This window comes from Spongiibacter sp., assembly GCF_984394615.1.
The window spans coordinates 20,279-39,547 of record NZ_CFHTQA010000013.1 but is presented as its reverse complement, the minus strand read 5'-3'; the positions used below and the strand labels follow the sequence as shown (position 1 = coordinate 39,547).

The 19,269-nt window shown below is 56.0% G+C and carries 16 protein-coding genes and 1 tRNA gene; 4 read left to right on the top strand and 13 right to left on the bottom strand.

The genetic code is table 11. The features are described from left to right. From moaD to AC5DB9_RS07025, 3 genes are read right to left on the bottom strand one after another with little or no spacing between them, the layout of a single operon-like run. On the bottom strand, positions 1-243 hold the full coding sequence (moaD, locus tag AC5DB9_RS07035; protein ID WP_022957114.1) for a molybdopterin converting factor subunit 1: 243 nt from the start codon (positions 241-243) through the stop codon (positions 1-3). Further along, a complete protein-coding gene (gene moaC, locus AC5DB9_RS07030) occupies positions 240-749 on the bottom strand; it encodes a cyclic pyranopterin monophosphate synthase MoaC (protein ID WP_028968001.1) in 510 nt (169 codons plus the stop codon). Before moaC ends, moaD begins: the two co-directional genes overlap by 4 nt. A 4-nt stretch (positions 750-753) precedes the next feature. Beyond that, positions 754-1,398, bottom strand: a complete 645-nt coding sequence (locus tag AC5DB9_RS07025) for an MBL fold metallo-hydrolase (RefSeq protein ID WP_272991254.1) — start codon at positions 1,396-1,398, stop codon at positions 754-756. A gap of 230 nt (positions 1,399-1,628) precedes the next feature. Between AC5DB9_RS07025 and AC5DB9_RS07020 the strand changes: the two genes are divergently transcribed. Further along, complete coding sequence (locus AC5DB9_RS07020; protein ID WP_272991255.1) at positions 1,629-3,434, top strand: amidase family protein; 1,806 nt, start codon at positions 1,629-1,631, stop codon at positions 3,432-3,434. 72 nt (positions 3,435-3,506) lie between these two features. On the opposite strand, the gene AC5DB9_RS07015 is transcribed toward AC5DB9_RS07020, so the two are convergent. Next, positions 3,507-3,854 (bottom strand): hypothetical protein, encoded by a 348-nt coding sequence (locus tag AC5DB9_RS07015; protein WP_022652404.1) that lies wholly within the window; start codon positions 3,852-3,854, stop codon positions 3,507-3,509. A gap of 191 nt (positions 3,855-4,045) precedes the next feature. Between AC5DB9_RS07015 and AC5DB9_RS07010 the strand changes: the two genes are divergently transcribed. Further along, positions 4,046-4,133, top strand: a tRNA-Ser gene (locus tag AC5DB9_RS07010). 78 nt (positions 4,134-4,211) lie between these two features. Here AC5DB9_RS07010 and AC5DB9_RS07005 read toward each other — a convergent pair. The 5 genes from AC5DB9_RS07005 to AC5DB9_RS06985 form a co-directional block, all read right to left on the bottom strand. Continuing rightward, positions 4,212-5,090, bottom strand: coding sequence for a hypothetical protein (locus AC5DB9_RS07005; protein WP_272991257.1), 879 nt, complete (start codon positions 5,088-5,090; stop codon positions 4,212-4,214). Between the two features lie 15 nt (positions 5,091-5,105). Beyond that, complete coding sequence (locus AC5DB9_RS07000; protein ID WP_272991259.1) at positions 5,106-8,354, bottom strand: type I restriction endonuclease subunit R; 3,249 nt, start codon at positions 8,352-8,354, stop codon at positions 5,106-5,108. Between the two features lie 130 nt (positions 8,355-8,484). Further along, on the bottom strand, positions 8,485-9,477 hold the full coding sequence (locus tag AC5DB9_RS06995) for a virulence RhuM family protein/type II toxin-antitoxin system death-on-curing family toxin (protein ID WP_272991262.1): 993 nt from the start codon (positions 9,475-9,477) through the stop codon (positions 8,485-8,487). A 62-nt stretch (positions 9,478-9,539) separates the two neighbouring features. Then, positions 9,540-10,841 carry a restriction endonuclease subunit S gene (locus AC5DB9_RS06990; RefSeq protein ID WP_272991264.1) on the bottom strand — a complete coding sequence of 434 codons (1,302 nt, stop codon included), beginning with the start codon at positions 10,839-10,841 and terminating at the stop codon, positions 9,540-9,542. Then, the gene (locus tag AC5DB9_RS06985) at positions 10,831-12,465 is read right to left on the bottom strand and encodes a type I restriction-modification system subunit M (protein WP_272991266.1); all 1,635 of its coding nucleotides are present in this window, start codon (positions 12,463-12,465) and stop codon (positions 10,831-10,833) included. Before AC5DB9_RS06985 ends, AC5DB9_RS06990 begins: the two co-directional genes overlap by 11 nt. Positions 12,466-12,605: 140 nt before the next feature. Between AC5DB9_RS06985 and AC5DB9_RS06980 the strand changes: the two genes are divergently transcribed. After that, positions 12,606-13,094 carry a TIGR00645 family protein gene (locus AC5DB9_RS06980; protein ID WP_272991268.1) on the top strand — a complete coding sequence of 163 codons (489 nt, stop codon included), beginning with the start codon at positions 12,606-12,608 and terminating at the stop codon, positions 13,092-13,094. Between the two features lie 40 nt (positions 13,095-13,134). Here the strand turns inward: AC5DB9_RS06980 and rdgC are convergent, their stop codons facing one another. Next, complete coding sequence (rdgC, locus tag AC5DB9_RS06975) at positions 13,135-14,064, bottom strand: recombination-associated protein RdgC (protein ID WP_272991270.1); 930 nt, start codon at positions 14,062-14,064, stop codon at positions 13,135-13,137. A gap of 80 nt (positions 14,065-14,144) precedes the next feature. Further along, a complete protein-coding gene (locus AC5DB9_RS06970; RefSeq protein ID WP_272991272.1) occupies positions 14,145-15,782 on the bottom strand; it encodes a hypothetical protein in 1,638 nt (545 codons plus the stop codon). 131 nt (positions 15,783-15,913) lie between these two features. Between AC5DB9_RS06970 and AC5DB9_RS06965 the strand changes: the two genes are divergently transcribed. Beyond that, positions 15,914-17,758, top strand: coding sequence for a cation:proton antiporter (locus AC5DB9_RS06965; protein WP_273010055.1), 1,845 nt, complete (start codon positions 15,914-15,916; stop codon positions 17,756-17,758). Between the two features lie 5 nt (positions 17,759-17,763). Here the strand turns inward: AC5DB9_RS06965 and AC5DB9_RS06960 are convergent, their stop codons facing one another. Further along, positions 17,764-18,207: a nuclear transport factor 2 family protein gene (locus tag AC5DB9_RS06960; RefSeq protein ID WP_022960268.1), complete on the bottom strand. Its 444-nt coding sequence runs from the start codon at positions 18,205-18,207 to the stop codon at positions 17,764-17,766. Positions 18,208-18,323: 116 nt separating this feature from the next. Beyond that, the gene (locus tag AC5DB9_RS06955) at positions 18,324-19,193 is read right to left on the bottom strand and encodes an amidohydrolase family protein (protein ID WP_022960267.1); all 870 of its coding nucleotides are present in this window, start codon (positions 19,191-19,193) and stop codon (positions 18,324-18,326) included. Positions 19,194-19,269: the final 76 nt, after the last annotated feature.

The following is a 19,269-nucleotide window of genomic DNA, read 5'->3' as shown; positions in this document are numbered from 1 at the left end:
TCAGCCTCCCGTCACCGGCGGGAAAAAAGCCACTTCATCTCCGGCGACGATCGTCTGCTGTTCAGATGCCACCGCCTGATTCACCGCGCAGCGCAGATTTTCTCGAGACAGCGCCTCCGCCCATTCCGGCCCGCGTTCGCCAAGCAGCGCCTTTAATTCCGCAACGCTGCCGTTGAATTCCAGCTCCAAGGACGCCGTACCCACGTCTTCCCGCAACTTGGCGAAAAACAGCAGCGTAATCATGAGCCGCCCTGCTCCTGATTCTTCTCCTGGGCCTGCCAGTCACCGGAGCGGCCACCGCTCTTGCTGAGCAGGCGGATGTTGTCGATGCGCATGCCCTTGTCCACCGCTTTGCACATGTCATAGATGGTGAGCGCCGCTACCGATACGGCCGTCAAGGCTTCCATTTCCACGCCGGTCTGGGCGGCAAGCTTGCAGCGACTGCGAATATGCACGGCACTGGCCTGCTCATCGATAGCAAATTCCAGCTTCACTGATGACAGCATCAGCGGGTGACAAAGCGGGATCAGATCGCTGCACTTTTTGGCGCCCTGAATGCCTGCCAGCCGCGCTACGCCAAGCACATCGCCTTTCTTATGATCACCGCGGGCGACCATGGCCAGGGTTTCGGGCTGCATCACTACACTGCCCGCTGCCTCGGCAATGCGCTGGGTGACCGCTTTATCGGTCACATCGACCATGCTGGCCTGACCCTGCGCATCAAAGTGCGTAAAACGCTTCTCGCTCATCGCTTCATCCATAGCGGCTGTCAGCAACAAAGGGATTGCTCTGTCGCTCGGCGCCAAACGTGGAGGTTGGGCCATGTCCCGGTACGAAGGTAATGTCGTCACCCAACGGCCAGAGTTTTTCGCGAATAGAGGTAATCAGCGTATCGTAGTCGCCGCGCGGAAAATCAGTGCGGCCGATAGAGCCCTGGAACAGCACGTCACCCACCAGCGCCAGTTTGCTGGGCGCGTGATAAAACACCACGTGCCCCGGTGTGTGGCCGGGACAATGCAGTACCGACATCGTTTGAGCACCGAAGCTCACTGTGTCGCCATCCTCAAGCCAACGGTCCGGGGTAAAGGCATCGGCATGGGGGAAACCAGACATCTGGCACCATTCCGGCAGCTTGTCGATCCAGAACGCATCTTCCTTTTGCGGGCCAATAATCTTCACACCGTATTTCTGACGAAGAACATCCGCCGCAGCACAGTGGTCCATATGGCCATGAGTCAGCAGAATGACCTCCAGCTCTCCGCCGAGCTGCGCTAAGGCGCCCTCAATACGTTCAATATCCCCACCGGGATCGACCACTGCGGCTTTGCCGGTTTCTTCGCAAAGCAGCACCGAACAGTTTTGCTGGTAGGCCGTTACTGGCACCAATGCACACTTCATGCTGTTTCCACCCTCTCAATTCAGGCTGCCAATGATAAGCAGTCAGGCCAGAACTTCATAGGGGCCGCCAGCGCCGGGAAGCACTGGCACAGCGATTGCTTCACACAAAATACGCAATGCGTCATTGCGAAAACAGTGATGTTGTCCACCGCCAGGGATTTGCACTACCCGACGATGAGGTCACCCCCATGCGCCACACTATGCCCCTATCGCGCCGGCGACGGTCTGCGATGCTTTTACCTGCACTCACCCTGATGCTCGCCGCCTGTGGCGGCTCATCCTCTTCCAACAGCGACAATGACACGGCGATAGAGCCGGGCGTCTTTTCGCTGGAAGAAGCGACTGTCGCCGATATCCATGCCGCATTTCGCGGCGAATTACTGCAAGACAATGGAGAGCCTCTCAACTGTGAAGCGCTGGCAAACCTCTATATCCAGCGCATCTTTGCCTACGATAAAACCCCGCAACCCAGTGGCGGCCTGGCCATTCGCAGTGTATTGGCGATTAATCCGCTGGCGATCGAACAGGCCAAGGCGCTGGATGCCCTCTACGCCCGCGACGGTGGTATTGGCGACCGGCCGATCCACTGCATGCCGATTCTGCTGAAAGATAACTACGACACCTACGATTACCCCAGCACCCAGGGCTCCTACAGTATGCTCGGGCATCAGGCCGGTGTGGATGCGAATTCCGTAGCAGGCTTGCGCAAGGCCGGCGGACTCATTCTCGGCAAAGCCAACCAGGATGAATTCGCCTTCTGGACCACCGGCTTTTCCAATCGCGGCATTCAGGTTTCCAACCCCTACAACACCTCCCAGAGCCCGGCGGGTTCCTCGTCGGGAACCGGGGCAGCCATTGCCGCCAACTTTGCGCTGGGCGGCACCGGCAGTGATACCTGCCAGTCCATCCGCCACCCCTCCTCCGTCAATGGCCTGGTGGGTATTCGCCCCAGCCTCGGCGTTATCTCTCAACACGGCATCTTTCCGCTCAGCCATCAGCGCGACACCGGTGGCCCGATGACCCGGACCGTCAGTGACGCTGCCTTGATGCTCGACGCCATGGCCGGCGTGGATTTCCGAGACCCCAAAACCCTCGCGTTTCCCTCGGAGTTACGGCCCGACAGCTACACCGACTTCCTCGATCGCGGACAGCACGGCTTGCAAGGCAAAAACATCGGCATCGTTCGTCAGCTTGGCGATAACAGCGAGGCCGCTGGCACCGACGCTCAGGGCGCACTGATCGCCGAGGCACTCAGTACCATGGAAGCCCTGGGCGCCACGGTGTACGACGTTTACCTGCCGGGGTTTGAAAGCAAGGGCGCTGGCTCCCGCCACTACGATATGAACGAATACTTCGTCACCTTTGAGGCTGAGGGCGGCAACAGCCCCCGCGCCTGCGTCAGCAGCCTCGCCGTTGCGCTGGCTGGCGGCGACGTCGCTCACGGTCGTGATATCTGTGAAGGACTGGACGGAATTATCGAAACAGGACGCGTCGGTTTACGAACTGCACCGCTATTGGCTAACGTCGCCGTCGACGACCTGAACCGGGCACCGACGGAAGAAGAACTTGCCAACATTATCGCCATGCGCGAATACACCACCCAGCAAATGGACACACTGCTGGATGAAAACGGTGCACAGGTCTTCGACAATGACGGTAATCCAGTACGCCTTGATGCACTGATTCTGAGCCCCGGCCCCACAGGAGGGCGCACCTGTGACTTCGGATCGACCACACAGATGGGCTCCATCGTCGTTCCCGTTGGTTTTGATGACAGTGTCGGCGTGCCGAGAGGCATGGAAATTTTTGTTCGTCAGTTTGACGAAGGCACCGGCATCGGTATCGCTTACGACTACGAACAGGCAAGCCAACACCGTCGCGCTCCCGAATTGGTCGCCTCGCCGCTCAGCGGCAATGAAACCATCTCCGGCTTCAATGCCAGCGTGCAACAGGCCTTGATGGATGCGGCCGCCGTCGCTCCAGAAGACCTGCCACTGGAATACTACCTGGAGATTCTTCAGGGCATTGGCGGTTAACTATCGGCCACAAAAAAGCCGGCCTGCGCGCAGTGCGAAGGCCGGCTATTTCTCTGAGAAGCCCGAGCGGCGCTACTTGTTGACCACCTGCCCCCGGTATACCCGCTTGGTGCCTGTCGATGACGCGGCCTCTGCGGCGGGGGCAGCCTCTCGCGCCACCTCCAGCTTGCGCCCTCGATACGTGATCTCTTTATAGCCCTCAGCCACCTCTTTCTCGTCCTTGAACAACAGCGGCCGCCCTGCCAGCGACATCACCTCGGCTATCGTTTTTCGGGCAAAGGGATCACGACTGCTCGGCCCCAACTCCGCAAGCTGATCCAGCAGACCGGGGTCTGCAAGACGAATTCGCACCCCAAATTCCGCGTATATCCGCGACCGCAATTGTTGAAGACGATGCAGCATCTCCGGGGAATACATCATGCCAGCTCCTTACGCTTCGCTCTGCCATGTACACCAAATGCCAATTCGCTCGCAAAAAACATTCCATAACACGCACAACCAGGCATTGATTCCCGACTAAAAATTCGCAATTGCCATCGACAGTAAAATCCCTTAGAGTAGCCGCCCTTAAAACATGAGGCATCCAACGGACGCGCATGTTTACCCGTTCCGGTGAGGTGTCTGAGTGGTCGAAAGAGCACGCCTGGAAAGTGTGTGTACGGCAACGTACCGAGGGTTCGAATCCCTCCCTCACCGCCATAAAAAATCATTAAAGCCCTGTTTTTACAGGGCTTTTTTGTTTTCGCCAATTGTTCAGACCGTCACTCGACCCGTCACTTAATTAGATGCTATTCGCCGAAACACCGCATCGTATACTTCATTCAATGCAGGGGTACGACGTATCAGAGAGAGGTGGTCATCCATAGTCCAAGTCTCAGCGTCAACAGGCTTTCCGTCATGTGTTTCCAGAGCAATCTCCGCGATCGCATACCGCCTAAAAACCTCCTTGAAGCTTTCATCATGCCCCGACTTAGTTAACTTCGCTTCAGCCAGGCGTCGGTCGGAAATCTTGCTAATGAGTGACACGGGAAAGAAAGCTAGATCAACAAAAGGCATACCCCTCTCGAACAACTTGACCAAAGCAGATACGGGTATCGCGTGCTCTGCAATAAACGGCTCCGCCTCATCAAGATTCTTTTCAATATAAAGACAACCAAACCGCCTTGAGCCCGCAGCCATGCCGAGCACGTTGTTAACTGCTCGGAGGCGCCTATTGATTTCGTCCCGGATCTCTCGCTCAGTATTAAACTGAGATATACGCCGGATGGTGGCAATATTAGCCTCACAAAGGGAGTTTATCTCTTGCACTAAATCTGCCGTAGACGCCCCTTTTTTTCCTCTGACGCCCGGCAGCCTATAGCGCTTTTCGTGCACAAATTTTCTAATTAGCGCAAGCAACTTTAGGGCCTCCGCCCTATCCCATCCAATGTCAGACTGGCGCCCTCGTCGTTGCTCGAAGAACAAGCACGCTCTTACCCTGCTAAGGCTTCTATGATCCTTGCTATTCGCAATCACCGCACAGCTGTCCCTACCAGAATTATCAGGAAATTCCGCGTAACCATTGAATGTAAGGGCGAACTCCTGCAGTTCAAAATCAGGTGCATCATCACCTGGAATATCAGCTAAGCGTAATTCTTGATTTGATATTTCTCTCATGCGCCCCGCTAAACCTCAGTTAGTGATGTCGTGCTGCTTAAAATTCTCCGCCTGCTCAAAGATCTCCTTGTAGACCTCATCTCTATCTACCGGCGGGTAGCCGTGTTTGGCCAACACCAGTATCAGCCCTACCTTTAGCTCGGCCTTGATGTCGTCGCGCTGGTTCCAGTCAGTGTATTTGACCTTGTCTTTCACCACGGCCTTCACTTCCTGAGCCAGGGGCAGCAGCTTGTCTTCGGGATAGCTGAAGTCGTACTTCACTGCCAGGCGCTTGAGGATGTCGTAGAAGGCCTTTTCTTCGATGTCGATGCCCAAGTCTTCAAAGGAGGCGTACTCGTCCTTTAGGGCATGGATCATGTCCATGATCTCAACCGAGAAGTCTTCGAGCACATCGCTGACCAGAACATCGTCTTCCTTGCGCTCGTTGTAGGCATCTACCAGTGCCTTGAAGCGCTTGGAAAAGTCTTGCGCCTGCACCTTGTTGACCTTCTTGAAGTCTTCAATGGCTTTGGCCAGTAGTTGCTGGAGGAGCTTGATTTTGGTGTTGGGGAGTTTGATCTTGTCGATCTTAGCCAAGTAATCAGGGTCGAACAGGTCGGAGACGCCCTCGCTTTCCTCGCCCATTTTGAAAATTTCTTCCACGCCATCGGCTTGCAGGGCGTCTTTAATCATTTCCCGCACTTTGGCATTCATCTGCGCAGTATCGGGTGCATTGCCCTTGGTGAGCTTAAAGACGATAGAGCGCACCGCCATATAGAAGTGGATCTGATCACGCTCAGCCTGAGTGATGCCCTCTGAGCCACTGCAGATGTCATAGGCTGCTTTCAGGCGCTTTACCAAGGCCATAAAGCGCTTCTCGATCTTATCGGTGACCTGCACAAACTCAGCAGCACGATTCAGGCAGTGCAGCTGCTGCACCGGGCTGCCGTGGTAGTAGTCGTTGGTATCAAACTTATGGAACAACTTGTTGAGCAGGTCCAGGTGGTCTTTTACCACCACAATGGAGTGGTTGATCTCTTCGATGTTCTGCTGATCAGCTTTGTTGTAGTGGGCCAGCGCCAGGTTCATCTGCTTCTTGATGCCGATGTAGTCCACCACCAGGCCTTTGTCTTTGCCCTCGTACTTACGGTTCACCCGAGAAATGGTCTGAATAAGGTTATGGCGCTGGATGGGCTTGTCGATATAGATAGTGTCGAGGAACGGCACATCAAAGCCCGTCAGCCACATATCCACCACAATGGCGATCTTGAAGTTGGACTTGGGGTTCTTAAACTGGCGGTCCAGCTCTTTGCGGTATTCAGCGGTGCCAAGCATATCGTAGAGCGCTTTGGGGTCATCCTTGCCCCGGGTCATAATCATCTTCACCCGCTCTATGGGCTTGACCTCTTTCTGCTCTTGCTCGGTCAGCGTAGCGCCCGCCTCGCAGGCCAGCACCTCGTTCCACTCCGGCCGAAGGGCTATCACCTCCTGCCAGAAGTCGTAGGCGATCTCACGCTTGCTGCACACAAACATCGCCTTACCTTTAACGGTGGAGCCCTCCTCCAGCCGTGTTTCATAGTGCTGAACAAAGTCTGCGGCAAGTGCCCGCAAGCGGTCGGGATCGCCCAATATGGCGCTCATATTGGCGCTGGCTTTCTTGCTCTCTTCTATTTGGTAGTCGCTGGCGCCTTCTTCGGCGCACTCAGCGTAGTACTGCTCGATCTCTTCCAGTTTGCTGTTGTCCAACAGCACCTTGGCCGCGCGGCCCTCGTACACAATGCGCACGGTAATCTCATCTTTCACTGACTCGGTCATGGTGTAGCTGTCGATCACCTCGCCAAACACATCCAGGGTGGCGTCGATGGGGGTACCGGTAAAGCCCACATACGTGGCATTGGGCAGCGAGTCATGCAGGTACTTGGCAAAACCAAACGTCCGACTCACACCCTTCTCGGTGACCCGTACCTTTTGGTCCAGGTTCACCTGGCTTCTGTGCGCCTCGTCTGAAATACAGATCACATTGCTGCGGTCGGTGAGCAGCTCGGCATCTTCGGTGAACTTGTGAATGGTCGTCAGGAATACCCCGCCACTGCTGCGCCCTTTTAGCAGCTCTCGCAGCTTGGCGCGGCTCTCCACACTCACAATGGTCTGGTCGCCCACATAGGTTTTGGCATTGGTGAACTGCTTGGAAAGCTGGTCGTCCAGGTCGGTGCGATCGGTAATCAGCACAATCGTCGGGCTTTCAAAGGCCAGGCTCTTCATCAGCAACCGGCTAAGAAACAACATGGTGTAGCTTTTACCGCAGCCGGTGGCACCAAAGTAGGTACCGCCCTTGCCGTCACCCTCTGGCTTGCGATGACGCAGAATGTTCTCGTAGAGCTTGGTAGCCGCGTAGAACTGGGGATAGCGGCAAACGATCTTCTCTTCTTTCTTGGACACATCGGGGAAGTAGATAAAGTGACGCAACACCTCCCGCAATCGGCGCTGGTCGAACAAGCCGTCAAGCATGGTGTGCAGAGCATTGATGCCATCTTGCTCGATGGTTTCATCACCGGTGACTTTGCGCCAGGTGTAATAGAAGTCGTAAGGCGCAAACAACGAGCCCACGCGGCTGTTCACGCCATCACTGATCACACACAGGGCGTTGTACTTCATCAACTCGGGAATATCGCGTTTGTAGCGGGTGGTCAGCTGCACGTAAGCATCATGGATTGTTGCCTCTTCCCGCACCGCGCTCTTGAACTCAAACACCACCAAGGGCAAACCATTGATGTAGAGCACCGCATCGGGAATACGCGTCTCGTTGCCCTCAACCGTTAACTGGCTGACTACCCGATAGGTATTCCAGTCATCGCGTTCCAGGGCATAGCCCTCTTCGTCATGCGCTATTACGGAGTCCAGCGAATCGGGGTCAGGCATTCTCGCCTCGGGCAGCCCCGCGTAATCAATGAGCTGGATATAGAGGTCTTTCTGGTTTTTGTGCCGGGCATCGGCCACGGCTTCACGTTTGAGCAAAAAACCATCCGCCACCAAGCGGTGAATCGCCCGGTTAGAGTCATACAGGTCAGCCGCAGAGAAGGCCTCAAGCTTACGGATAATGGCGTCGATTTCACCTGAGGTGATGTTGTCGCTGGCATAGCGGCGCGTCAGATACGCCCGCAGGTCGTCTTTAAGCAACACCTCCCTCGTGTCGCGGGCTAGCTCACCACCCAGGCTATGGGGGTAACCCTGCTCACCCAGCAGGTCGATAATGGCGCGCTCTAGGGCAGACTCATTAAATGACATGTAGCATCCGTTGCTTCCATACTGAGGCAAGATAGCACCCAGTAAATATTCTTATTACACAGCCCCTTAGCGGGCATTCTAGTGAGCTTACTTCAACACATTCCACTGCAAAGGCCAAGCTTTGCCGAGCCTATGCGGCGCTCAGCATGTGCATAATCAGGCGAATCAACACTTCTTTTTGCTTGGGGTCAGACTCCGCTACCAGCAAGGTTAACGCCGCCAAGCCAGTGTCGTTAATTACTGGGTTACCGCTGACATCCAACAAGCGACCATTGCGGTGCAGAAAGTCCACAAACAAAAACGCACCACTGCGCTTGTTGCCGTCCGAGAACGGGTGGTTTTTCACCACAAAGTACAGCAGGTGCGCCGCTTTACTTTCTACTGAGGGATAGGCTGGCTCGCCAAACACCGTTTGATCCAGGTTGCCAAAGATCCCCGCCAGCCCCTCTTCCCGCGGTCGGGCAAACAAGTCTGTCGCCTCACCCTTCTCAATTAACTGCTGCTTTAACGCCAGCAAAGCCTGCACCCCCTCTTCGGGGCTGGGCAATGTGCCGCCGCTCTGCCCTTCAGGCTCTTCTAATAGCCCCTCGTCGTAGCGCTGCAGCCAGAGAAAAGTCTGGGTATAGCGAGAGACAATATCCACCAAGCCACGGCCCGCCTCGCTGCTCAGCTCCGGGCGCTTCGCCGTGCGCTGAATCAACAACAAGGCCTGCTCTAACTCGGCCGCGTTGCGCTCAAAGCGCGCTTTATCCAGCGCATAGCCTTGAGTCAGGTATTCCCGCAGCACACGAGTAGACCACTGCCGAAAACGCGTGGCTTGACTGGAGTTTACCCGGTAACCCACAGAAATAATGGCATCGAGATTGTAGTGCGTCAGAGTTCGACGTACCTGCCGCTTACCTTCCTGACGAACTACCGAGAAATCCTCGGTAGTTGCCCCCTCATCCAACTCCTTGTCTTGATAGATGTTCTTCAAGTGAAGACCAATATTGTCGGTAGAGGTGGCAAACAGCTCCGCTATCTGACTCTGAGTTGCCCAAAGGGTCTCGCCCTGCAGGCGCACCTCCACTTGCTGCTGGTCGGTTTCAAAGATAAGCAGTTCATTCATCGGATTGGTGCTCATATACCCGCCCTGCGATCGCTACACAGGCAAAACACCATCATGCCCAACGCCCAACCCATGATCTACAGCGCCTCGGCCAGCTGTTTTTCCGCCTCGGGGATGCGGAGTTCGCCGGAGAGGAGTCTGGGGAGCAGGGTGTCGCGGAGTTTAGATAGCTGATTAATCTGCTCCGAAGTCACCAATATTCGGCTGTATAGAGATGACGCCTGCTGATTAAACTCAGCTAGCGACACAGAGCCTGGAATCAAAAATGGAATGGGACGAAAATTTTTCTTACTGATCTCGAGAAACGTGCTCCCATTAGCCCGATCTTTAACCTTATCCATATTACTCTGCGCCCAGCAAAGTAAATACATCGGGCCATACAACTCACTCGGTAGTAGGGCTATAACCCCCTGGTTGACTGAGAGAGGTATATTGCTGATCGCTAAATAGCCTATAGGCGCCCTCGAAGACATCAAAACCGTACCCGACGGCAGCAACCCCGAAGACACCTTTGCGATGCCGGCATCAGTCAGGTACCTCTCGGTGTCGGTAAGCACAAGCGAACCCAACTGGGACATATCCTTAGGGGTACAGAAGGCATGTACGCCACCATCCCAGAAAGCGGACTCTTTCGTACTCGGAGTACCGCCACCTGTTGTCTCTACGGCGTCGCCGATAGTGCTTACACCCCACCCCTCCGGCACCCACCCCATTTCCTCGGTAAACACAAACCGATCTGGGAATTGCAGTTGTAGGCCGTCTGGCAAGGGTTTGCGCTTAGCGCCGAGAGTTTTACGCTTGGCAGCTTTGGCTTGCAGAGCGTCAGGGATGTCATTGCCCGCCGCCAGGGCATTGTCGATAACGGGGTCAAAGTCCACAAACCAGCTTTTGAACAGGGCCTGCGCCATGGATTCCAGGGTGGTGTTGATTTGGCGGTTGAGCTCGATTTTGTCGTTCAGGGCATCGAGCTGATCTACAATCCAGTCCTGTTCGTGCCTTTTAGGGATACGCGCTGGAAGGGCATAAAAATCGTCTCGACTTGTAGAGGGGATCGCAGACCCTGAGTCCATTCCATTAATATCCACAAGAAGAAGCGCGTAGTAAGCCCACTTGAGATTGATGTCTGTTTTCGGGTTGATGTAGAAAGCTGTGTCAATAACATGGAACGGCTTATCCGAAAAATGAATGCCTCGGTACGCACCTTTTCGTCCAACAATGACACTAGGAAAGGCGCAAAGAGGTTGTGAACACCAACCAACCGGGCCATTGGTCCCGAATACGGGGAACTCCCCTTCGGCGTCCTTGTAGCCTTTGAGAGCTTTACCGTACTTAAGCTCTACAAGGTTTCCCCAAGAAGTCGACTCCCAATCAGCGGACATAACCCATCCCCGCCAAATTCTCCCGAATCACTGCATCCAGCTTCTCGGCCTCTTCCATCTGCTTGTACAGCTTCTGGGTCAGCTCCGCCATTTTCTCCTCAAAGGGAATGCCGTCATCCTCAATCTCAGCGGCGCCCACATAACGCCCTGGCGTTAGTACATAGTCATTGGCTTTAATGTCGTCCAGCGTGGCGGCTTTGCAGTAGCCGGGCTTGTCCTCGTACTCACCATCCTTCGCTTCACCGCGCCAGGCATGGTAGGTACGGGCAATCTCAGCAATGTCATCACCGGTGAGTTCTTTGTGGGTGCGGTCGATCATGCTGCCCATATTTCGGGCGTCGATAAACAGGGTTTCTCCCTGGCGGTCGCGGTGGTTACTCTCAGGGTGGCCGGGTATGGCCTCGGCCTTTTTGTTTTTGGTGATAAACCACAGGCAAACGGGAATCTGGGTGGTGTAGAACAACTGGCCCGGCAGCGCGATCATGCAGTCCACCAAGTCGTTCTCGATCAACTTTTGGCGAATGGCGCCCTCGCCTTTGGTGTTGGTGCTCATGGAACCGTTAGCCAGCACAAAGCCCGCCACACCGCGATCAGACAGCTTGGAGACCATGTGCAAGATCCAGGCATAGTTGGCGTTTCCCACCGGCGGTACGTCATAACCTGACCAGCGCGGGTCGTCGGTGAGTTCATCGGCGCCGCGCCACTGATCCAGGTTAAAAGGCGGGTTGGCCATAATGAAGTCGGCCTTTAGGTCTGGATGCTGATCTTTAAAGAAGGTATCGGCCGGCACCTCGCCCAGATTGGCGGAGATACCCCGAATAGCCAGGTTCATCTTGGCCAGCTTGTAGGTGGTGCTGGTTTGCTCCTGGCCATAGATGGAGATGTCTTTCTTGTTGCCCTGGTGGTTGTCGATAAACTTAACCGACTGCACGAACATGCCGCCCGAGCCACAACAGGGGTCGTAGATTTTGCCGTGGTAAGGTTCGATCATTTCCGCCAGCAGGTTAACCACGCACTTGGGGGTATAGAACTCGCCCCCGCCCTTGCCTTCAGTGGCGGCAAACTTACCCAGGAAGTACTCATACACCCGCCCGACAATATCCAGCTCGCTGGCGGCCTGCTGCTCCGGGCTGGCCATATCGCTGCGCACCAGGGTGTCGATATTGTTAATGGAGTCGATCAGCGCCGACAACTTGCTCACATCAATGCCCAAACGGGAGAAGTAGTTGTCGGGCAAGGCGCCTTTCAGCGCGGGGTTGTTCTTCTCCAGGGTGTGCAGTGCGGTATCGATCTTCACCGCGATGTCGTCTTGCTTGGCCTGTTTCTGGATAGATGACCAGCGAGCCGCTTCTGGCAGGTAGAACACGTTTTTCATGGTGTAGAACTCCACCATGTCCACGTAGTCGCCTTGCCCTTCGTCGATAAGCTGCTGCTTGCGCTGTTCGAAGGTGTCACTCACAAACTTGAGGAAGATCAGGCTGAGCACCACATGCTTGTACTCAGAGGACTCCACCGTGCCGCGCAGTTTGTCGGCGGTGTCCCACAGGGTTTGCTCAAAGCTCTTTTGTTTGGCGGGGGCTTTCTTTTTCGGCGGGTTCGTTTTGGCAGTTGTCGTCCTGGCCATGCTGCGTTTTCATCCTACTGTTAAGTGCGTTACCGGGTGGGCAACAGAGGATTGTACCAGCACCGAGCGTTGAGTCTTCCCCCCGCCACCGCTATTATTTGCGCCGATTTCCCCATCCCTTATATGCAACCGAGAGCCTCATGGAAAAGCTGTTTGAGAAGTTGATGTATTCCTCGCGCTGGATTATGGCGCCGATTTATCTGGGGCTGAGCCTGGTGCTGCTGGCGCTGGGTATTAAGTTTTTCCAGGAGATTCTGCACGTTTTCCCGCACATCCTGGAGATGAAGGAAAGCGATCTGGTACTGGTGACGCTGTCGCTGATTGATATTGCGCTGGTCGGCGGACTGATTGTGATGGTGATGTTCTCGGGCTACGAGAATTTCGTATCGCGGCTGGATGTGGATGATGACGCCGACAAGCTGGGCTGGTTGGGCAAGCTGGACGCGGGGTCGCTGAAGAATAAGGTGGCGGCGTCGATTGTGGCGATTTCGTCGATTCACCTCTTGAAGGTGTTCATGAATGCCCAGCAGATCAATAACGACAAGATCATGTGGTACCTGCTGCTGCACATCACCTTTGTTGTGTCGGCATTTGCGATGGGTTATCTGGACAAAATCACTCGCAAATAAAAGCGAGTTGGCGGCGCCCACTGTGGCGCCGCCGGTTCTCTCAGCCTGCGGGCTGCGCCTCTGCCTCGCCCTGCTCTTCGCCGCCAAATGCTTCCAGTACCGCCGGAACAAACTTGGCAAACTCCCCGGCCATAATGCTGAAGTCAGCATCGAACTGTTCCGCCATGGTATCGGTGTGCACGTCGTCGGCTTTCTCTTGAACCAAATCGGTAAAGCTCAGGCGCTTGAAGCTGAGCTGATCGTCGACAACAAAATCAATGCTCTCCTGCCAGCTCACAGCGAGTTTGCTGACAAACATGCCAGAGTCGAGGTGGCTTTGGATTTGTGCCGACGACAGGTCCTGATTCTTGGCACGAATCACGGCACTCTCATCAGCGCGATCGCGCAACTCACACTCGCCACCAACCGCAAAGCCCGCCGGGCTGCCACTGCGCACCCATTCGGTAAGAATGTGTTGAGCGATGTTTTTGGCCTTGAGCGGAATGACCGGCAGGCTGCCAAGCGTTTCGCGCAACAGGTTCAACAGTGCCTCGGCACGGTTGTGTGAGGCGCTGTCGACCATCAGCAGGCCGCTGCGGGTGTCGATATAGGCGTACAGACGACGCGAACGCGCAAAGGCTTTGGGCAGCAGTTCAAAGGTGATTTCTTCCTTCAGCTCACTGCGCTCTTTGCGGCCGGGCTTGCGGCCGTCATTGGCTTCGATTTCGCGAACCTTGTCGTCCAGAAATTCGTTGATCACCGCAGAGGGCAGCACTTTTTCCTGCTGTTTCAAACAGAGCATGATGCAGCCATCGGTGGCGTGGTGATACAGCTCGCCGGCATCGCCAAGGGGCTTGCTCCAGCCGATGCTGCTGGGCTGTGTGCCGCTGCATGGCGTGAAGGCGGCGGCGGTGAGTTGCTCTTCCAGTGCATCAAGTTCTGTGGTGAAAGGACGGGTAAAACGGTAAACAAGCAGGTTTTTAAACCACATAATAATTCGGTATCCAGTGACAGGCCTTGGCGAAAAAGCCGCTCATTGTAGAGGGTTTTGTCGGCAAGGCCAGAGAGAATTCAGGGTTGCTGCCCGGCCGCATTCGCCTGCAAGGCCGTCTGCATGGCTTCGCAGCGATTGATGCCATAGGTGTGCTGACACAGCTCGAAAATCGCCGCTTCGGGCTCGAGTCGACACTCCCAGCGCAGGGCATCAAAACGCTGCCCGGACGCCAGGCAGTGCAGTCGCGCCGCGTCGTTGAGCAACGACTCCTGACGTTCGCGGTACATCGCTAATTTGCCGAGCAGCGCGTCGCGCAGCCGCGCGATATCCGTGGCATTTCGACGGCTTTGCCAGGGCCAGTTATCGACCATGGTCGCTGCCTCGGTCTGCCATTGCTGGTACAAGCTGATCAGGCCGAGATAGTCGGCCATCATCGATGGCGCCGGTGCTGCGATGTGCGCCTCCAGCGCAGCCTTTAACTGCTCGGCACGGCGTTCACTCAGACGGCTGCCCACCATCAAGCGCGCAAAGTCCTGACGCATGGCTTGCTGTCGCTCTGTGGCACTGACTTTAAGGGTTTCGATGAGACTGGTCGATGGGAACTCTGTCTGGCTGTTTTCCAATCGATGGCTGACAAACACGGATTCGGTGTGATGCGCCAGCCCCATACCGACCCCCACTGGCTGGCCGTGGCTGGCCATGTAGGCGGCGTGTAACTGACCGTAGTGCCACTCGGTATAAAGCCCGTCGGCGAGTAGTTCGCCTCTCAGCAGCGCCTCGGCATCAACCTCGAATTCACTGGTGTTGCCATGATGCAGAATACGGATCTGATGAAAACGCCCGCTGTTGTCCAACTGCTCAGCGGCAATGCTCAGCACCGATGCTGGCATGGACTCACTCAAGGCGTAGAAGTTACCGTCGTCACAGTCGTAGGCGTAGACGCTGATCAACTCGCGAGGCACCGTGATGTTTGGCGCTTCGCACTCACCAATGACGCTGACGCGCTCATAACTGCCCGGCTCAAAATAGTAGTAGTGGTTTCGCTGATTAGGCAGCTGATAATTGAAGTACTGGCGCTCAACCACATAGCGAGCACCGTCGCTCAATTCGGCGGAGACTTTAGCGACACCCCGAGGCAAGCCCTCTTCGTAGCGGGCATTCACAATAAACGGCCCGGACATGGGACGGTGCACGGTCAGAAAGCGGCGAGGATCACTGGCCGGACTGATATCGCGGCGATACTGGCGGTAGTGGCGCTGCCCATCCAGGGCGAACAAGGCCGGCGGTAGCCGGAACAGCGGTGAGCGATAATCGCTGCCCCAAACACTCTCCCGTCCTTCGGCCAACAGCCGCCCTTCGCTGTCACTGATTTGAAAATCACCCTTGAATTCCAGACGCTGACTGCTGCCACGGTGCTTGAAACGCCCCTCGAGGATAAGCGTCAGCGTCTCGCCCTCCGCGTCGACATAGTGTTGCGTCAGTCGCCCTTTCGCGGGGAAGCCCTCGCGATCAAAACGGCCCTCGAACTGGCTGCCGTTAGCAAAACTGAGCTGACCTTCTGCAGGTAAACCGCTGTGCATGCTTCCTGTGAACTGCACCGGCTGTCCGGATTCTGCGTACAGGGTCTGTGGCTCGCTGGGGCTCATACTGCAGGCGCTGAGTAAACTTAAGCTAACGATCAGTCCCGCTGCCAAACGCGGCAATGGCATGTTCATGCTTTTCTCTCTGTGTCGATGGCGCCATCATACGAGCTTTGCCGGGGCGAAAGTATGAATACCGTCCCAGCTTTACTTGCCCTTGTCAGTCGTGACAAGGTGGCGCTTTTTGTTTTGGAGTGTTCCGTTTTATGACCCATGCGTTGGTCAGTATTCTTGTTTTAGGTATCGGCTGCCAGTGGCTGGCTTGGCGGTTTCGGCTGCCAGCCATTGTGTTGCTCGCCGCTGCCGGTCTACTGGTCGGACCACTGACCGGATGGATTTCTCCACAACAGGATTTCGGGGCAGGATTACAAGCCGTCACGTCCCTGTTTGTGGCAATCATCCTGTTTGAGGGCGGACTCAACCTCCAGTTCCATGAATTGCGGGAAACCGCCAAAGTCACACGCCGACTGACCTCTGTCGGCGTGATTCTGGCCTGGGGTATCGGCACTGCCGTTGCCCATTTCGTCGGGCAAATCAGCTGGGGGGTTTCCGCCCTGCTCGGCGCGATCCTGGTTGTTACTGGTCCCACGGTCATCATGCCCTTGCTGAAACATGCCAAGCTGAATCGCCGCACGGCGTCGTACCTGAAATGGGAAGGCATTATCAACGACCCCATCGGCGTATTACTGGCAGTGCTGGTTTACCAGTATCTGCTCTACTCCGGTGAAGGTCCGGCCATGGGCCATGTACTGACGAGTCTGGCGCTGGCCGTCTCGGTGTCATTTGCATTGGGCGGCGGTATGGCCTGGGCATTGGCGCAGTGTTTCCGGCAAGGCTGGATTCCCGAATACCTTAAGGCCCCCTCAATTATCGCGTCAGTGTTGACGGTGTATGCGCTGGCTGACCTCGTGCAGCACGAATCCGGCCTGCTCGCGACCACCCTGATGGGCATTGTGATGGGCAATATGCGCCTTCGCAGCCTTGAGGAGATGCGCCGTTTCAAGGAATACCTGACGCTGATCCTGGTGTCCTTTCTGTTTGTGGTGCTGACCGCCTCACTCACCCTCGACACCTTGCGCGCCATTCATATGCCGCTGATCCTGATGGTTGCCGCATTTTTGTTTATTGTGCGCCCGGCGGCGGTGTATCTGGCCACTATTGGCGCTGGCTGCGACTGGCGCGATCGCCTGTTAATTGGCTGGATTGCCCCGCGCGGCGTGGTGGCGGCCGCCTCTGCAGGGGCCTTCGCCCCGGCGCTGATCGAGGCGGGTTTTGAGGATGCCAAATATCTGGTGCCCGCGGTCTTCATGCTGATTTTCGTGACGGTACTAGCCCACGGCTTTTCTCTCGGCCCATTGACCCGGATGCTGAAACTGGGCTCCCCCGGCAAGGGACGTGTATTAATTGTCGGGGCGTCGCCCTGGGCCATTGAACTGGCGCTGGTGCTGAAGAACCTCAAACAGGACGTGATTATCGCCGACAGCGAGTGGGCGCGCCTGCAAACCGCACGTCAACAAGGGATTGAAACCTGGTTTGGCGAAGTGCTCTCCGACATGGCTGAGGAAGCCATGGCCCTGGATAACATCTACACCGTGTTAGCCGCCACAGGCAACAACCACTACAACTCCATGGTCTGTAATCACTACGCCCCGCATATTGGCCGCCACCGGGTATTCCAGCCCCATGACGCCGGCAGCGATCGCGAGAAACACCAGGTTCCGGAGACCCGACGCGGTATCACCGCGTTCTCGCAGCCGGTTTCCTACGCCGAAATGTGGACACGACTGATTCGCGGCTGGGGCTTTCGCAAAACCAGCATCACCGACAGCTTTTCCGAAGCCGCTTTTCTGGAGAGCTTGCCAGACAACGCCGTGCAGCTGGCGCTGATTCCCGAAAACGGCAAGCTGGAGTGGATGAGCAAAGGCACCCGGCATCTGCAACGAGGCGATGTCGTGGTGAGCTTTGTGCCGGCAGAGGCAAAAAGCAAACTGGCTAAAGCTGACAAGCCCAGTTCAGCCGCCGAGATTGGCCCGACAGAACTGCCGGGCTGACGGGCTTACAGCGCCATAAAGTCTGGAACGTTGAACACCCAGCTTTTTTCCTCGCAGCGGCTGGCAATCCGCCAGCCCTGCTCCGTGCGGCGGTACTCGTCGACGTACCACAGGCCGAGCATGAACACCTGTTTTTCATCGCCAATGGGCATTTCCATCGGGTTGAAGCACATCACCCGCCCGGTGGCGCGGTCGCCATCCACGCGAATCTGAACATTGGCATTCAGATGCTGGGTGTTGCTGAAGGCCGGCAGCGCTTCTTTGAGAAAGGCAATCGTGGTCTCGAGATCTCCGACCACACCGCCAAAGGCACTGTAGTCCACCGCCGCATCATCGGTGAATACATCGCGAAGCTCATCGGCCGCCTGACGATCAATAATATCGGCGTAGTGATAAAGCATGTCCTGAATTTCAAAACGGTCGGACATTTCCTGAAGGCTGAGCGTCATGGTGGTTTTCCTCGTTTATTGTTGTTATGTGCCGCCTGGGCAAAACAGCAAGCGCAGAAACAAAAACGGCAGTCTAGTGACTGCCGTTTTGTACTGCATGACCCATCGGGGTGAGATCAGTCCAGCTTGAACACGCGGCGCGCATTTTCGCTGAGGAACTTCGGCCACACCTCGTCTTTAAAGGGCACGTTGGGCATGTCTTTAAAGATGCGGTCCAGCGACAGGCCCATGGGGAAATAGCCAGCGTACATCACCTTGTCCGCACCGCGGCTGTTGGCGAAATTGACGATTTCCTGCGGGTAGTGCTTGGGCGCAAAGGCGCTGGTCATGTAATACAGGTTGGGGTACTTGAGCATCAGCTTCCAGGCCAGCTTTTCCCAGGGCTCGGCGCCGTGGCGCATGACCACTTTCAGCTCGGGGAAGAACCAGCAGATTTCATCCAGCAGCTCGACTTTCTGTGGTGCCATCGGCAGACGCGGACCGGGAACGCCGACACAGGGACAGAAAGGAATATCCAGCTCCACCAGCTTGGCGTAGATCGGGTACCAGCGTTTGTCGTTGTAGGGCACCTGGGGGCACAGGCCCGATGCGAAGCCGGTCACCGCCTTGATGCCGTATTCCTCGTGCAGGCGCACGATCTTGCGCACTTCTTCCATGCCATTGTTGGGATTGGCTTCGTAGCTGCAAATGAAACGATCCGGGTGGCGGCGCAGAGCTTCTTTCGCCACTTCGTTGTGATCGTCGATGCCCAGCATGGCGATTTGAATATTGTGCTTATCCATCTGCTCGACGGTGTAAGCAACGTAATCTTCTTTTTTGCCGGTATCGGGAATGTCTTTGAACATGTACTGAGCCGGCATTTTGAACATGGTGCGGCTCTCTTCGTCCATCAGCAGCGGCTTCATGAACTCGTACCACTGGCTGTTATCTTCGCCGGGCACACTCAGCATCAGATCAACGACCTTGATGTCACTGGGCATTGGCATGGCATGGCTCCTTGTTTTCGTTGTGTGGGCACATTCTCGGGGCAAGCCAGTGATGCCTCAATAGCATTAGACGCCA

Excerpts from the sequence above, each read along its gene's own strand:
- AC5DB9_RS06985 (WP_272991266.1), bottom strand. The coding sequence starts at position 12,465 with ATGGCCAGGACGACAACTGCCAAAACGAACCCGCCGAAAAAGAAAGCC.
- AC5DB9_RS06990 (WP_272991264.1), bottom strand. The coding sequence starts at position 10,841 with ATGTCCGCTGATTGGGAGTCGACTTCTTGGGGAAACCTTGTAGAGCTT.
- AC5DB9_RS06970 (WP_272991272.1), bottom strand. The coding sequence starts at position 15,782 with ATGAACATGCCATTGCCGCGTTTGGCAGCGGGACTGATCGTTAGCTTA.
- AC5DB9_RS07015 (WP_022652404.1), bottom strand. The coding sequence starts at position 3,854 with ATGATGTATTCCCCGGAGATGCTGCATCGTCTTCAACAATTGCGGTCG.
- AC5DB9_RS06995 (WP_272991262.1), bottom strand. The coding sequence starts at position 9,477 with ATGAGCACCAATCCGATGAATGAACTGCTTATCTTTGAAACCGACCAG.
- rdgC (WP_272991270.1), bottom strand. The coding sequence starts at position 14,064 with ATGTGGTTTAAAAACCTGCTTGTTTACCGTTTTACCCGTCCTTTCACC.
- AC5DB9_RS07000 (WP_272991259.1), bottom strand. The coding sequence starts at position 8,354 with ATGTCATTTAATGAGTCTGCCCTAGAGCGCGCCATTATCGACCTGCTG.
- AC5DB9_RS06965 (WP_273010055.1), top strand. The coding sequence starts at position 15,914 with ATGACCCATGCGTTGGTCAGTATTCTTGTTTTAGGTATCGGCTGCCAG.
- AC5DB9_RS07025 (WP_272991254.1), bottom strand. The coding sequence starts at position 1,398 with ATGAAGTGTGCATTGGTGCCAGTAACGGCCTACCAGCAAAACTGTTCG.
- AC5DB9_RS07005 (WP_272991257.1), bottom strand. The coding sequence starts at position 5,090 with ATGAGAGAAATATCAAATCAAGAATTACGCTTAGCTGATATTCCAGGT.
- AC5DB9_RS06955 (WP_022960267.1), bottom strand. The coding sequence starts at position 19,193 with ATGCCAATGCCCAGTGACATCAAGGTCGTTGATCTGATGCTGAGTGTG.
- AC5DB9_RS06980 (WP_272991268.1), top strand. The coding sequence starts at position 12,606 with ATGGAAAAGCTGTTTGAGAAGTTGATGTATTCCTCGCGCTGGATTATG.
- moaD (WP_022957114.1), bottom strand. The coding sequence starts at position 243 with ATGATTACGCTGCTGTTTTTCGCCAAGTTGCGGGAAGACGTGGGTACG.
- AC5DB9_RS07020 (WP_272991255.1), top strand. The coding sequence starts at position 1,629 with ATGCTTTTACCTGCACTCACCCTGATGCTCGCCGCCTGTGGCGGCTCA.
- moaC (WP_028968001.1), bottom strand. The coding sequence starts at position 749 with ATGAGCGAGAAGCGTTTTACGCACTTTGATGCGCAGGGTCAGGCCAGC.
- AC5DB9_RS06960 (WP_022960268.1), bottom strand. The coding sequence starts at position 18,207 with ATGACGCTCAGCCTTCAGGAAATGTCCGACCGTTTTGAAATTCAGGAC.